Consider the following 13,460-nt stretch of genomic DNA (forward strand, 5'->3'; position numbering starts at 1 on the left):
CCTTTCTTCCCTGGAATCTCCCATGAACTACGAAGACATCCTCTACGAAGTCCGCAATGGCGCGGCCTGGATCACCATCAACCGGCCGGACAAGATGAACGCGTTCCGCGGGCGCACCTGCGATGAACTCATCCATGCGCTCAATCGCGCGGGCTACGCGCCGGAGGTCGGCGCGATCGTGCTGGCGGGCGCCGGCGAAAAGGCCTTCTGCACCGGGGGCGACCAGTCCGCCCATGCCGGGCAGTACGACGGGCGCGGCACCATCGGGCTGCCGATGGAAGAACTGCACAGCGCCATCCGCGACGTGCCCAAGCCCGTGATCGCGCGGGTGCAGGGGTATGCGATCGGCGGCGGCAACGTGCTGTGCACCATCTGCGATTTCACGATCGCATCCGAACGGGCCGTGTTCGGCCAGGTGGGGCCGAAGGTGGGCTCGGTGGATCCCGGCTACGGCACGGCCTTCCTGGCGCGCGTGGTGGGCGAGAAAAAGGCCCGCGAGATCTGGTACCTGTGCCGCCGCTATTCCGCCGCCGAGGCGCTGGCCATGGGCCTGGTCAACGCGGTGGTGCCGCCCGACCAGCTCGATGCCGAAGTGCAGAAATGGTGCGACGAGATCATGGAGAAAAGCCCCACCGCCATCGCGATCGCCAAGCGCTCTTTCAACATGGACACGGCGCACCAGGCGGGCATCGCGGGCATGGGAATGTACGCCCTGAAGCTGTACTACGACACGGAGGAATCGCGCGAAGGCGTCCGGGCCTTCCAGGAAAAGCGCAAGCCCGATTTCCGCCGCCACGCCAGGTAGCGCCATGCCCACGCACGAGCCCGCCGCCACGTCCGGCGAGCCGCAGGAGACAAGATGAATCCCTATATCGACGAGGACCTGGCCGCGCTGTCGGAGCACGCCGGGCGTTTCGCGGCCGGGCGCGTGGCGCCGGGCTTTCTCGAACGCGACGCGACGCGGACGCTGGACCGCGGGCTGATGCGCGAGATGGGCGGCCTGGGCTTCATCGCGCCCGAGCTGCCCGAGGACTGCGGCGGACAGGGGCTGGGCAGCCTGGCCGCCGGCGTGATTCACGAGCAGATCGCGCGCGCCGATCTCAGCCTGTCGTACATCAATCTGCTGGCGTCCCTGAACGGCCAGATCCTGGCGCAGCACGGCAGGCCCGACGTGGCGCGGCCGTGGCTGGCCCGGCTGACGCGGGGAGAGGCGCTGCTGGCCATCGCGCTGACCGAGCCGCGCGGCGGCTCCGATGCGGCCAACCTGCGCCTGAGGGTGGAGCGCGCCGGCGACCACTATGTGCTCAACGGCGAGAAGGCGTCGATTTCCGCCGCCGACCAGGCGGACGCCGCCGTGGTGTTCGGCCGCAGCGGCACCGTGGAGTCCGGCGCGCGCGGCGTCACCGCCTTGCTCGTGCCCCTGGACTTGCCGGGCATCACACGCAACCGCTACGACTGCCACGGGCAGCGGGCCATCGGACGCGGTTCGCTGTTTTTCGAGAACGTGCGCGTGCCGGCCGACCATCTGCTGGGGCGGGAGGGCGAGGGCTTCGTGCAGGTCATGCAGGGCTTCGATTATTCGCGGGCCCTGATCGGCCTGCAGGTGCTGGCGGTGGCTCGGGCCGCGCTGGACGAGACCTGGGCGCACGCGGCGCAGCGCGAGGCCTTCGGCAAGCCCCTGTCGGCGTTCCAGGGCGTGTCGCATCCGCTGGCCGAAGGCGAAACCCAGGTCGAGGCCGCGCGCCTGCTGTGCCTGCAGACCCTGTGGCTGAAGGACCGCCAGTTGCCGCACAGCGCGCAGGCCGCCATGTGCAAGTGGTGGGGGCCGAAGCTGGCGTACGACGTGGTGCACCAGTGCCTGCTGACGTTCGGCCATGGCGGCTATGACCGCGGCGTCATGGAGCAGCGCCTGCGCGATGTGCTGGGCTTCCAGATCGGAGACGGCACGGCGCAGATCATGAAGACCATCATCGCGCGCACCCGGGCCGGGCGCGAGGCGGTGCCGGCCTGATGCCGGCCCGGCGCGGATAACATCGGAGAGACGACATGGAATTCGATGCTGTACTGATTGCACCGAGACGGCAGGAGAGCGTTGCGCGCGGCTGGTGGCGGGACCTGACCATCAACGACTTCCTGGACAGGGGCGCGGCCTCGCATCCCGACAAGCTGGCGCTGACGGCCGTGCACACCGACAGCGCCGAAGTCAGGCGCTTCACCTACCGCCAGTTGGCCGCCATGGCCGACCGGGTGGCGGTGGGGCTGGCGCGGCTGGGCATCGGCGCGGGCGACGTGGTGGCCTGCCAGTTGCCCAACGGCTGGCAGTTCGTCGTCACCTACCTGGCCTGCTCGCGCATCGGCGCGGTGATGAACCCGCTGATGCACATCTTCCGGCAGCGCGAACTGTCGTTCATGCTGCGCCACGGCGAGGCGCGCGTCTTCATCGTGCCGCAGCGGTTCCGCGGCTTCGACTATCCGGCGATGGCCGAAGGCCTGCGCGCCGATTTGCCCCGGCTGGAGCGCGTGATCGCGGTGGGCGGCGCCGGCCCCGACAGTTTCGAGGCCCTGCTGTCCGACCCCCGCTGGGAGGCCGAGCCCGACGCCCGCGACATCCTCGGCCGTTCGCGTCCCGGGCCGGACGACGTGACGCAATTGATCTACACCTCGGGCACCACCGGCGAACCGAAGGGCGTGATGCACACGGCCAACACCACGTTCTCCAACATTGCCGCCTACGCCGACCGCCTGGGGCTGGGCGCGGACGACGTGGTGCTGATGGGGTCGCCGATGGCGCACCAGACCGGCTTCATGTACGGGCTGATGATGCCGCTCTACCTGGGTTGCGGGGCGGTGACGCTGGACATCTGGAATCCCGCCGTCGCGGCCGGCCTGATCCGCGAGCACGGCGCGACGTTCAGCATGGCGTCCACGCCGTTCCTGACGGACCTGGCGCGCGAGGTCGCTCAGTCGGGGCAGGGCGTGCCCACGCTGCGCACCTTCCTGTGCGCGGGCGCGCCGATCCCGGGGCCGCTGGTGGAGCAGGCCCGCCAGGTGCTGGGCGCGAAGATCGTTTCGGCGTGGGGCATGACGGAGAACGGCGCGGTCACGCTGACCCGGCCGGAAGACGACGACGTCCGCGCCTACACCAGCGATGGCTGCCCGCTGCCCGGGGTCGAGATCAAGGTGGTGGATGCTTCCGGCGCGGCGCTGCCCGCCGGCGAGGTGGGCAATCTCTGGCTGCGCTCGTGTTCCAACTTCGGCGGCTACCTGAAGCGGCCCCAGTTGAACGCCACCGACGCCGAAGGCTGGTTCGACACCGGCGACATGGCGCGCATCGACGGCCAGGGCTATCTGCGCATCACGGGCCGCAGCAAGGACGTGATCATCCGCGGCGGCGAGAACATCCCCGTGGTGGAAATCGAGTCCCTGCTGTATCGGCATCCGGCCGTGGGCCAGGCGGCGATCGTGGCGTATCCGGACGAGCGCCTGGGCGAGCGGGCCTGCGCCGTGGTCACGCTCAAACCCGGCGGCGCGCTGGCGCTGTCGGAGCTGGTGGATTTCCTGAAAGGCCAAGGCGTGGCGCTGCAATACATCCCGGAGCGGCTGGAGGTGCGCGACAGCCTGCCCAGCACGCCCACGGGCAAGGTGCAGAAGTTCCGCCTGCGGGAAATGCTGCGGGCCTAGCCCGCCGCGCGCTCAGGCGCCGGGCGCGGTTTCCAGCGGCGCCACGGCCGCGCCCTGGATGCCGTGGCGCGCCAGCGCTTCGGCCACGAATCCCGATTTCTTCATGGCCTCGACGAAGGCGCCCAGGTAGGCGCTGGCCTTGTCGCCGCGGCTCTTGGGCACGCCCATGGCCTGGCGGATCAGCATGAAATGGCCGTCCAGCAGGCGCAGGCCGCCCAGGCGCTGCGCATCGGCCTGGAGCTGCTGCTTCACGCCGGCGGCGACTTCCAGGTTTTCGCGCAGGAACGTGTCGACCACGGCGGGCGAGGTCGGCGCGCGGAAGATCTCCGCCTGCTTGAGTTCGCGCGTCAGGTACAGGTCGTAGGCGCTGCCCTTGCCGACCGCGACGCGCCGTCCCTGGCGGTCCACCTCGTCCATGGCGGCGATCGGGGAATCCTGCCGCACCAGGTACGCGCCTTCGATGACCACATAGGGCGCGGTAAAGGCGATCTGCTCGCCGCGCAGCGGATCGATGGCGAAAAAGCCCACGTCCGCCTGCTCGGCGGCCACCGCGTTGACGGATTCGCCGGCGGACTTGAATACCACCAGTTCCAGCTCCACCTGCAGGCGCCGGGCCAGTTCCGTGGCCAGGTCCACCGAGACGCCGCCGGGCCGGCCGGTGGCGGCGTCGGTATTGGCCAGTATGGGATTGCCCAGATTGATGGAGGCGCGCAACGTGCCCGTCGGGGCGAAGGCGGAGAGCAGCTCGTGGTCGGTCTTCATGGTTTCCTTGGCGGGAGGGGCCGCGCCGCCGGGCGCGGACGTTGCGGCAAGCATAGCCGGAAGCGCGCGTTTTGCGCGACGCCCCGGCGCGCTATTGCGCGCGGCGCAGGATGTAGTGCGGGGCCAGCGGGCCCGTGGGCCGCGTGCCGTCGCGGTACAGCATGGTCACCTGGTTTTCGCCCACGAAATACCGCTGGCTGTCGCCCGAGGCGTCCAGCCGGATGGTGCTGCCGTCGGACTCCCAACTGAAGTCGCCCGTCACGACTTCGGGCTGCGGCTGGCGGTCCAGGTACTGGGTCTGTCTTTCGTAGCGGCCGTCCTGCGTCAAGGTCAGCCGGGTGCGGATGCCGGGGCAGTCCGCGCACGGGAGGGTGCCGTCATAGCTGCCGGCCCAATCCAGCGAATTGCGGGCCGTGTGGCCGTCGGCGGGCGCGCCGCGGCCGGAGACGGTCTGGGAAGGCGCGCAACCGGCCAGCAGGGCGAGCGTCAGGGCGCAGGTCAGGGTGGTCTTCAGCATGGCGAGCTCCTGTGAGGCAAACGCATTCACGATACGGACAGTAACGTGCCCGTGCTGAAACGGGATGTAAGGCGGCCGGTCTTCTTCCGTCGGCGCGCATGCGCTACGCTTGGCGTTTTTCCTTGCCGGGCCGCCCGGCGCCATGACGATCCGAACAGGACGAATCCCATGAACGGCGAACATCGCTACCGCGTCACCGTGGACTGGACCGGCAATACCGGCACCGGCACGTCCAGCTACAAGGCGTATTCCCGCGATCACCTGATACGGGCGGAAGGCAAGCCCGACGTGCCGGGTTCGTCCGATCCCGCGTTCCGCGGCGATCCGGCGCGCTGGAATCCCGAGGACATGCTGGTGGCTTCGCTGTCCGCCTGCCACAAGCTCTGGTATCTGCATTTCTGTTCGGCCGAAGGCGTGACCGTGGTGGCTTACCGGGACGAGGCCGAAGGCGTGATGGTCGAAGACCGCGAGCGGGGCGGGGCGTTCGCCCAGGTCACGCTGCGGCCCGAGGTGACCATCCTCGCCAGCGACGACGCGGCGCTGGCCGCCGAACTGCACGAGCGGGCGCACCATTTCTGCTTCATCGCCAATTCGGTGAACTTCCCGGTGCGGTGCGAACCGCGCATCGTGCGCGCCGGCTGAGCGATGCCGTCTCTTCCGCTGCGGCCCGCGATGCCGCCGGCCTGCGCCGACTGGCCCCGGGATTATCCCGCCCTGGGCGCGCCCGGCCTGCGCCTGCGCGCCATGCGCGAGGACGACGCCGCCGATTGGTACGCATACCTGCGGCGGGAGGACGTGACGCGCCACACCAGTTGGAAACTGGACGGGCCGCAGACCCTGGCGGGCCTGATCCGGGCCTATGCGCGGCCCGACCGGTCCCACAGCATGCGGCTCGCCATCGCCGGCCCGGACGGCCGGCTCGTCGGCACCATCGGCCTGAACGAGATCGCGCTGCCGCAACGCCGCGCCGAGATCGCCTACGACATCGACCCGGCATACTGGCGCCGGGGCCTGGCCACCCAAGCCTGCGCGGCCTTGACGGGCTGGGCGCTCGAGACGCTGGGCTTCGCGCGCATCCAGGCCACCGTGCTGGACTCCAACACGGCTTCGGCGGGCGTGCTGGAGCGCTGCGGTTTCCGCCGCGAAGGGCTGTTGCACGCGTACCGGGTAGTGCGGGGCGAGCCGCGCCATTTCTGGATGTACGCCCGTACCTGGCCGCCTGCCGAGACCGGAGCGGAGTGCGGCTGAGCCGGACTGGCGCCTGCCTGATTTGGCGGTAGACTGATCGGCACCTGCCACTTCCGGGAACGCCATGGATTCCGCCTTGATCGTGATCGACGCGCACCACAACGCCACCTTGTCGTCCATCTCCAGTTTCGGCGTGAAGATCGCCGCCATTCCCGCCGCCGACATCGCTTTCGGCGGCGCGGCACCGCGGTGAGCGCCATGGATCCCGAACTGCTTTCCCTGCTGGTCACGCGCACCATGCCCTTCGGCAAGTACCAGGGCCGCCTGATCGCCGATCTGCCCGGGCCGTACCTGGCCTGGTTCGCGCGCAAAGGCTTCCCGCCGGGCGAGCTGGGCCGCCTGCTGGCCCTGATGCACGAGCTGGACCACAACGGCCTGTCTTCGCTGCTGGCGCCGCTGCGCCAGTCCGCGGGCAAATCCGCCGGCAAATCCTGAAGCGGCCCCTGCGCGAAACCGCGGGAAACAACTCTGGCGGATTGTGTAGCGTCTTGGCACGCCGCGGGCCGGCGGGCGAGGATACGATAGTGCGGCGCGCGCCGGGCCGGGCGGCCATCGGCTCCTGTCCGCGGCGCGCTTGCCCATCGAAGAGAGGTCGCCATGAAGAAATACCGTATCTCCGCGTTCCTGCTTGCCGCCCTGTGCGCGGCCGGCGTCGCGCAGGCGCAGAACGCCGCGCCCACCACGCAGGAATACCAGTACCCCAGCGTGCGCTCCAAGGACGGCAGCCTCTCGCCGCCTTCCACGCTGCGCATGACGGTCACGCCCGAGGCCGGCTCCGCGCCGGCGGTCATCCGCGATACGCCGGAGAGCCAGGCCGAATACGTGCGCTGCCGCGAAGTCTCGGACCGCGCCGCCGTGTCGAACGCGCAGATGCAGGCCGGGGTGGCGCAATGCCTGAAGGAACTGGAGCAGCGCCGCCAGCAGCAGTAGGGCGCTCACCGCCGGCGCGGGGCCGGCTTTCCGTTTTGGCTGAACGGTAATAATATTCAATCTCATCAACAAACCCGATCCCGCCGCGGGACCGCGACCGTGACCGCCATCTCCCCCGAACCCGACTGGACCGTATCGGCCGCCATGCCCGCGATGTCGCTGGCGGGCGGCACGCTGCGCTTCGGCCGGGAAGAGCGGGTCCACGAACGCCTCGAGCCCGGGCTGAAGCTGGTGTTGGTGCTGGACGGCGAGCTGCGCTATAGCGTGCGCGGCGCGCCGGCCACGCGGGTCAGCGGCCCGCTGCTGCACATGAGCCTGTGCCAGGACGCCATGGGCATGGAACACGAATTCGGCGCGCACGAGGCCCTGCGCTTCGTTTCCTTGCGCACCGGCCTGGAGCACCTGCGCGACACGCTGGCGATGGAGCCGGCGGAACTGGCCGCGCTGCTGCGCGCGCCCGGAGGCCGCCAGCCCTATGCCGATGCCAACCTGCGCGTGGCCCCCGCGATGCAGGCCCTGGGCAACCAGATGCTGGCCTGCCCGGTGCAGGGGGCGCTCAAGCGCATGTACCTGTCGGGCAAGGCGCTGGAGCTGACGGCGCTGGCTTTCGGCGCGCTGCAGCCGGCGGCGTGCCAGGCGCCGGGCCACGGCCTGTCGCGCGGCGACGTCGAGCGCCTGCACCATGCGCGCGACCTGGCCGCCGCGAACCTGCAGGATCCGCCGTCACTGCCGGAACTGGCGCGGCGGGCGGGCGTCAACGTCAACAAGCTCACCACGGGTTTTCGCAAGCTGTTCGGCATGAGCGTCTACGCCTACGTGCGCGAACGCCGGATGGAGCAGGCCCATGCGCTGCTGGCGGCGGGCGCGCTGTCGGTGTCGGAAGCCGCCTACGCTTGCGGATACACCGACTCGCATTTCACCAAGGCCTTCCAGCGCCGCTACGGCCTGCTGCCCAGCAGCGTCGCGCCGCGCGGCTGAATCCCCGCGCGCCGCCGCTTGGGCGGCGAAACTCCCGCAATCGCCAGCAAGACTTCCGCAATCGCCAGCGGGCGCTTCCCTTCCTCTCTAGAATTATTTGAGAATAATTCTCAGTAACAAACAAAGAGGGATAGCGGTGCGGAAAAAATTCAAGACGGGGGCGGGCGCGGCGCGCAGGCGCGCGGCGCGCGCATTGCAATGGCCGCTGTGGCTGGCGGTGACGGCGGGACCGGCGCTGGCGCAGGACGCGCAATCGCTGCCGGCGGTGACGGTCAGCGGCGAGGGCATCGCGCCGGACACGGCGACGCTGGGCAAGCTGCCGCTGACGGTGCGCGAGATCCCGCAATCGGTCACCGTGATCGGGCTGGAGCGGATGCGGGAACAGAACCTGCAAAGCCTGGACGAGGTCATGCAGCACGCCACCGGCATCACGGTGCAGCCCTACCAGTTGCTGACCACGGCGTATTACTCGCGCGGCTTCAAGGTCGATTCTTTCGAGCAGGACGGCGTGCCGGTGCTGATGGGCAATATGGCCGCCTCGCCCCAGGATATGGCGGTGTACGAGCGCGTGGAGATCCTGCGGGGCGCCAACGGCCTGTTGCACGGGTCGGGCAACCCGGCGGCCACCGTGAACCTCGTGCGCAAGCGGCCGCAGCGCGAGTTCGCGTTCAACGGCACGGTCAGCGCGGGCAGTTGGGACCACTACCGCGCCGAGGCGGACCTGGGCGGCCCCTTGAACGCCAGCGGCAGCGTGCGCGGGCGCATCGTCGGCGCGGTCGAGGACCGCGGCTATTTCTACGACGTGGCGGACCAGCAGTCGGCGCTGTTCTACGGCATCGGCGAAGTGGACCTGGGGCCGCGGACGGTGCTGTCCGCCGGACTGCAATACCAGCGCATCCGCTCCACCACCAACATGGCGGGCGTGCCGCGCTACAAGGACGGCGGCGACATCGGGCTGTCGCGCTCGACCTACCTGGACGCCGCCTGGGACCGCTTCAACTGGGACACGACCCGGGTGTTCGCCGACCTGGAGCACGGCTTCGGCGAAGGCTGGACGGCCAAGGTCAGCGCCAATTACCTGACGGCCGACAGCAACCTGAAGTACGCCGGCGCATACGGCGCGATCGACCGCGAAACCGGCCTGGGTTCGCGGCTGATGGGCGGCGCCTACAAGTTCGACAACACGCAGGCCAGCGTGGACGCCTATGTGAGCGGGCCCGTGCTGCTGTTCGGCCGCCGCCACGAGCTGCTGCTGGGCGGCAATGCGCAGCGCACCACCTCCGAGCAGTACACGGGCATGCTGACCCCGGCGCTGAACGTGCCGGTGAACGTGTTCGACTGGGATCCGCGCAGCGTGCCGGAGCCCGGCGTGGGGCCGTATACCTCGCCCGGCGAAACGCGCCTGAAGCAGCAGGGCGTCTACGCCATGGGCCGTTTTTCGCTGGCCGATCCGGCGACCCTGGTGCTGGGCGGACGCATGAGCTGGTGGAACCAGAGCGCCCCGGGCGCGCGCCAGCGGATCGATCCCGAGTTCACGCCCTACGGCGGACTGATCGTCGACCTGGACAGGCAATGGTCGCTCTACGGCAGTTATGCGCAGGTATTCCAGCCGCAAAGCCAGTTGACCCGCGAAGGCAAGCCCCTGGACCCGGTCACCGGCACCAACTATGAAGCCGGCGTGAAGGGCGCGCTGGCGGACGGCGCGCTGAACGTGTCGCTGGCGGTGTTCCAGATCCAGCAGAAGAACCGCGCGCAGCAGGATCCGGACTGGCCTTGCGTGGGCAACAACTGCTACTACATCTCGGGCGGCGAAGTCCGCAGCCGCGGCTTCGAGGCCGAGGCCAGCGGGCAGGTAACGCCCCATTGGACGGTGGCCGCGGGCTACACCTTCAACACCAGCAAATACCTGTCCGACTCCGTCTCCAACGGGCAGCCGTTCGCCAGCTTCACGCCCAAGCACATCTTCCGCCTGTGGACGAACTATGCGCTGCCCGTCATGGAGCGGCGGCTGAGCGTGGGCGGCGGCGTGCAGATGCAGTCCGGGTATTCGACCGTGTCGGGCCCCGTCACGCTGCGCCAGGGCGGCTACACCCTGGTGGATCTGCGCATGGCGTACCGGCTGGACAAGCACCTGACCGCGGCGCTGAACGTGAACAACCTGTTCGACCGCCGCTACTACCAGAGCCTGTCCGGCACGTCCTGGAACAACCGCTACGGCGAACCCCGCAACGTCATGCTGACGCTGCGCGCGCAGTACTGACCGACACCGGCGGGCGCGCCCGGCGCGCCGCCCGCCAGCACCCCATGGAGGTAATCCGATGAAGGCAGGGGCCTTTTCCGCACCGCCGGTCTTCGACTGGCTCGATCATTTCGTGGCGCTGGGCGACGACGGCGCCATGCGCGACATCGGCAAGCGCCGCCGCCTGTCGCCCGGCGAAGGCTGGCTGATCGGCGTCAAGGCCGTGGCCAGCGACGCCGACGTGCATGGCGACATGTGGGAACGCCATCCGGCCGGCGAGGAAATGCTGTGCGTGCTGGAAGGCCGCGTGGTGCTGACGCTCGCCGATGAGCGCGGCGCCGAAACCGACGTGCTGCTGGACAGCCGGCGCTGTACCGTGGTGCCGCGCGGCGTGTGGCATCGCCTGCACATCGCCTGTCCCGGGAAAATCCTGTTCGTGACGCCGGGCCTCGGCAGCGAACACCGCCGCGTCGCGGCCCAACCGCAAAGGGAATCGTGAAGATGGATCGCAAGGCAAACGGGCGCTTGTTCCTGATGGTGGCCGCCCTGTATTTTTCGCAGGGCATTCCGCTGGGCGTGGCGATGGAGGCCCTGCCCACGCTGCTGCGCCGCGACGGCGCGGACCTGCATGCGCTGGCCTGGCTGCCGCTGGTGGGCCTGCCGTGGGTGCTGAAGTTCCTGTGGGCGCCGGCGGTGGACAACCGCTGGAATCCGGCCATGGGGCGGCGGCGAAGCTGGATCGTTCCGATGCAGGCGGCGGTCCTGGCCTGCCTGTCGGGCGTGGCGCTGCTGGGCATCTCCTCGGCCAGCGCGGCCTGGGTGGTGGCCCTGATGGCGGCGGCGTCGCTGGCCAGCGCCACGCAGGACATCGCCACCGACGGCCTGGCCGCGGAGCGTTTCGAGGGCCAGGCCCTGGCGCGCGCCAATGCCGCGCAGGTGGGCGGCACGATGATGGGCTTCTTTTTCGGCGGCCCGGGCTGCCTGATCATGACGGGCTACATCGGCCAGCCGGCCGCCGTCGGCGCGCTGGCCGCCGCGGTGGCGCTCAGCCTGTTCCTGGCCGCGACGTGGCGCGAGACGGACGCTGCCGTGCCATCCGCCCGGCCGCGGGCCACGCTGTCGGGATTCATCCGCCGGCCCGGCGCCTGGGCGCTGGCGGTGGCGGCGTTCCTGTCGGCCATGACGGCCGTGGCGGGCTATGGCCTGTCCAAGCTGTTCCTGGTGGACGCCGGCTGGCGGGTCGAGGACGTGGGCCGCATCGGTATGGCGGGCGGCATCGTCACCGTGCTGCTGGGTTGCGGCGGGGGCGCCTGGCTGATCGGCAAGCTGGGCGCGCGCGTGGCGCTGGGACTGGGCCTGGCGGCTTCCGGCGCGGCGGCGCTGGGCTGGCTGGCGCAGGCCCAGGGCTGGGCGCCGCGGCAGGCGGGCCTGGCCTATGCCTCGCAGGCCCTGGGTTCCTTCGGGGCGGGGGCGGCGTCCGTCGCCCTGATGACGCTGGCCATGCGTTTCGCGCGCCGCGGCGCGCAGGCGGGAACCGACATGACGGCCGTCCAGAGCGCGCGGGACCTGGGCGAGATCCTGACGTCGTCGCTGATGACGGGCCTGGCGGCGTACGCGGGCTACGGGGGCGGCTTCGCGGCCGGGCTGGCGGTCGCGGCCCTGACCCTGGCCTTCACCGCGAAGGCGCTGGCGCGGCCGGTGGGGTAGGCGGGGGGCTGGGGCCGAAGCGGGTACACTTGTGCGCCGTTTTGCTTTCCGTCCCAGAGTTTTCCATGATTTCCACCGCATGCGGCGTCGATTTCGGCACGTCCAACTCCACCGTAGGCTGGAGCCGCGCCGGCCAACCCGCGCTCCTCACGCTGGAGGACGGCAAGGCCACCTTGCCTTCGGCCATTTTCTTCCACGACGAGGACGCCGAGGTCAGCTATGGCCGCGCCGCCATCTCCGATTACCTGGCGGGCTACGACGGGCGCCTGATGCGCTCGATGAAAAGCCTGCTGGGCAGTTCGCTCATCGACGGCTCGACGGAAGTCCAGGGCCGTTCGATCCCGTTCCGCGTCCTGCTGACACGGTTCATCGCCGAACTGAAGCGGCGCGCCGAGACCGCGGCGGGCCGCGGCTTCACACGCGCGGTGCTGGGCCGGCCGGTGTTCTTCGTGGACGACAATCCCGCCGCCGACCGGACGGCGCAGGAGACGCTGGGCGAGATCGCCCGCAGCGTCGGGTTCACCGACATCGAGTTCCAGTTCGAACCGCTGGCCGCGGCCTTCGACTATGAATCGCAGATCGACCGCGAAGAACTGGTGCTGGTCATCGACATCGGCGGCGGCACCTCGGACTTTTCGCTGATCCGCCTGGGGCCCGGCCGGGCCGTGAAGGCCGACCGGCGCGAGGACATCCTGGCCTATGGCGGCGTGCACATCGGCGGGGTGGATTTCGACAAGCAGCTCAGCCTGGGGCACGTGATGCCCCTGCTCGGGCTCGGCAGCCAGTTGCGCAGCGGCAAGGACGTGCCGTCCACGCAGTACGGCAACCTGGCCTGCTGGCACACCATCAACCAGGCCTATACCCGCAAGGCGGCCGAGCACTTCGCCTTCATCCGGGCCGAGGCCGGCGACCGCGAGAAAATCGACCTGCTGCTCAACCTCGTCAAGCAGCGCGCCGGCCACTGGGTGGCGGTGCAGGTGGAAGAAGCCAAGATCGCCCTGTCCGAAACGCCGGCCGCGCGGATCGACCTGTCCCGCATCGCGCCGGACCTGGGCGTGGACGTGACGCGGCCGTCGTTCGACGCCTGCGTGGGCCGGTTGATCGAGCGGGGCGAGGCCTCGGTGGGCGCGCTGCTGCGCGACGCCGGCGTGGCCACGGCGGACGTGGACACCGTGTTCTTCACGGGCGGCTCCAGCCGGGTGCCGCGGCTGCGCGAGGCGGTGTCGGCGCTGGTGCCGCACGCGCGCAGCGTGGAGGGGGACCTGTTCGGCAGCATCGGCGCCGGCCTGGCGCTGGATGCCCGCCGCAAGTTCGGCTGAGGCGTCATGAGGCGGTGGTAAGCTGCATTGCTCCGCGCGGCCCCACGCCGCCGCCGCGCTCCGTCTGGTCCAGGATCCC

The 13,460-nt window shown here is 70.1% G+C and carries 15 protein-coding genes; 13 read left to right on the forward strand and 2 right to left on the reverse strand.

All coding sequences use genetic code 11. The features are described from left to right. Positions 1-22 precede the first annotated feature (22 nt). The 3 genes from badI to aliA are packed head-to-tail and all read left to right on the forward strand — an operon-like array spanning position 23 to position 3,681. On the forward strand, positions 23-805 hold the full coding sequence (badI, locus tag AVE30378_RS03125) for a 2-ketocyclohexanecarboxyl-CoA hydrolase (RefSeq protein ID WP_129239316.1): 783 nt from the start codon (positions 23-25) through the stop codon (positions 803-805). A 54-nt stretch (positions 806-859) separates the two neighbouring features. After that, positions 860-2,011 (forward strand): cyclohexanecarboxyl-CoA dehydrogenase, encoded by a 1,152-nt coding sequence (aliB, locus tag AVE30378_RS03130; protein ID WP_129239317.1) that lies wholly within the window; start codon positions 860-862, stop codon positions 2,009-2,011. Between the two features lie 35 nt (positions 2,012-2,046). Then, positions 2,047-3,681, forward strand: a complete 1,635-nt coding sequence (gene aliA, locus AVE30378_RS03135) for a cyclohexanecarboxylate-CoA ligase (protein WP_129239318.1) — start codon at positions 2,047-2,049, stop codon at positions 3,679-3,681. 12 nt (positions 3,682-3,693) lie between these two features. Here aliA and AVE30378_RS03140 read toward each other — a convergent pair whose 3' ends face one another. Together AVE30378_RS03140 and AVE30378_RS03145 are read right to left on the reverse strand one after the other, a co-directional pair. Further along, on the reverse strand, positions 3,694-4,443 hold the full coding sequence (locus tag AVE30378_RS03140) for an ABC transporter substrate-binding protein (protein ID WP_129239319.1): 750 nt from the start codon (positions 4,441-4,443) through the stop codon (positions 3,694-3,696). Positions 4,444-4,534: 91 nt separating this feature from the next. Further along, the gene (locus AVE30378_RS03145; RefSeq protein ID WP_129239320.1) at positions 4,535-4,960 is read right to left on the reverse strand and encodes a copper resistance protein NlpE; all 426 of its coding nucleotides are present in this window, start codon (positions 4,958-4,960) and stop codon (positions 4,535-4,537) included. A 168-nt stretch (positions 4,961-5,128) separates the two neighbouring features. Between AVE30378_RS03145 and AVE30378_RS03150 the strand changes: the two genes are divergently transcribed. The 10 genes from AVE30378_RS03150 to AVE30378_RS03195 all read left to right on the forward strand — a co-directional run bounded on the left by AVE30378_RS03150 (position 5,129) and on the right by AVE30378_RS03195 (position 13,381). Beyond that, complete coding sequence (locus AVE30378_RS03150) at positions 5,129-5,602, forward strand: OsmC family protein (RefSeq protein ID WP_129239321.1); 474 nt, start codon at positions 5,129-5,131, stop codon at positions 5,600-5,602. A 3-nt stretch (positions 5,603-5,605) separates the two neighbouring features. After that, a complete protein-coding gene (locus AVE30378_RS03155; protein ID WP_129239322.1) occupies positions 5,606-6,208 on the forward strand; it encodes a GNAT family N-acetyltransferase in 603 nt (200 codons plus the stop codon). A 64-nt stretch (positions 6,209-6,272) separates the two neighbouring features. Next, positions 6,273-6,401, forward strand: a complete 129-nt coding sequence (locus AVE30378_RS32995) for a hypothetical protein (RefSeq protein ID WP_279636174.1) — start codon at positions 6,273-6,275, stop codon at positions 6,399-6,401. 5 nt (positions 6,402-6,406) lie between these two features. Further along, the gene (locus tag AVE30378_RS03165; protein WP_129239323.1) at positions 6,407-6,643 is read left to right on the forward strand and encodes a DUF3820 family protein; all 237 of its coding nucleotides are present in this window, start codon (positions 6,407-6,409) and stop codon (positions 6,641-6,643) included. A 162-nt stretch (positions 6,644-6,805) separates the two neighbouring features. Next, entirely contained in the window at positions 6,806-7,138 is a 333-nt protein-coding gene (locus AVE30378_RS03170) for a hypothetical protein (RefSeq protein WP_129239324.1), read from the forward strand. Positions 7,139-7,237: 99 nt separating this feature from the next. Continuing rightward, complete coding sequence (locus AVE30378_RS03175) at positions 7,238-8,116, forward strand: helix-turn-helix transcriptional regulator (RefSeq protein ID WP_244234949.1); 879 nt, start codon at positions 7,238-7,240, stop codon at positions 8,114-8,116. A 193-nt stretch (positions 8,117-8,309) separates the two neighbouring features. Continuing rightward, positions 8,310-10,376: a TonB-dependent siderophore receptor gene (locus AVE30378_RS03180; protein ID WP_129239325.1), complete on the forward strand. Its 2,067-nt coding sequence runs from the start codon at positions 8,310-8,312 to the stop codon at positions 10,374-10,376. A 58-nt stretch (positions 10,377-10,434) separates the two neighbouring features. Beyond that, positions 10,435-10,854 (forward strand): cupin domain-containing protein, encoded by a 420-nt coding sequence (locus AVE30378_RS03185; RefSeq protein WP_129239326.1) that lies wholly within the window; start codon positions 10,435-10,437, stop codon positions 10,852-10,854. A 2-nt stretch (positions 10,855-10,856) separates the two neighbouring features. Next, the gene (locus AVE30378_RS03190) at positions 10,857-12,062 is read left to right on the forward strand and encodes a RhtX/FptX family siderophore transporter (RefSeq protein WP_129239327.1); all 1,206 of its coding nucleotides are present in this window, start codon (positions 10,857-10,859) and stop codon (positions 12,060-12,062) included. Positions 12,063-12,127: 65 nt separating this feature from the next. Next, positions 12,128-13,381, forward strand: a complete 1,254-nt coding sequence (locus tag AVE30378_RS03195; RefSeq protein ID WP_129239328.1) for an Hsp70 family protein — start codon at positions 12,128-12,130, stop codon at positions 13,379-13,381. The last annotated feature ends 79 nt before the right edge of the window (positions 13,382-13,460 follow it).

Origin of the sequence: Achromobacter veterisilvae, from assembly GCF_900496975.1 — a bacterium.
Taxonomy (GTDB): Bacteria; Pseudomonadota; Gammaproteobacteria; order Burkholderiales; family Burkholderiaceae_B; genus Achromobacter; species Achromobacter veterisilvae.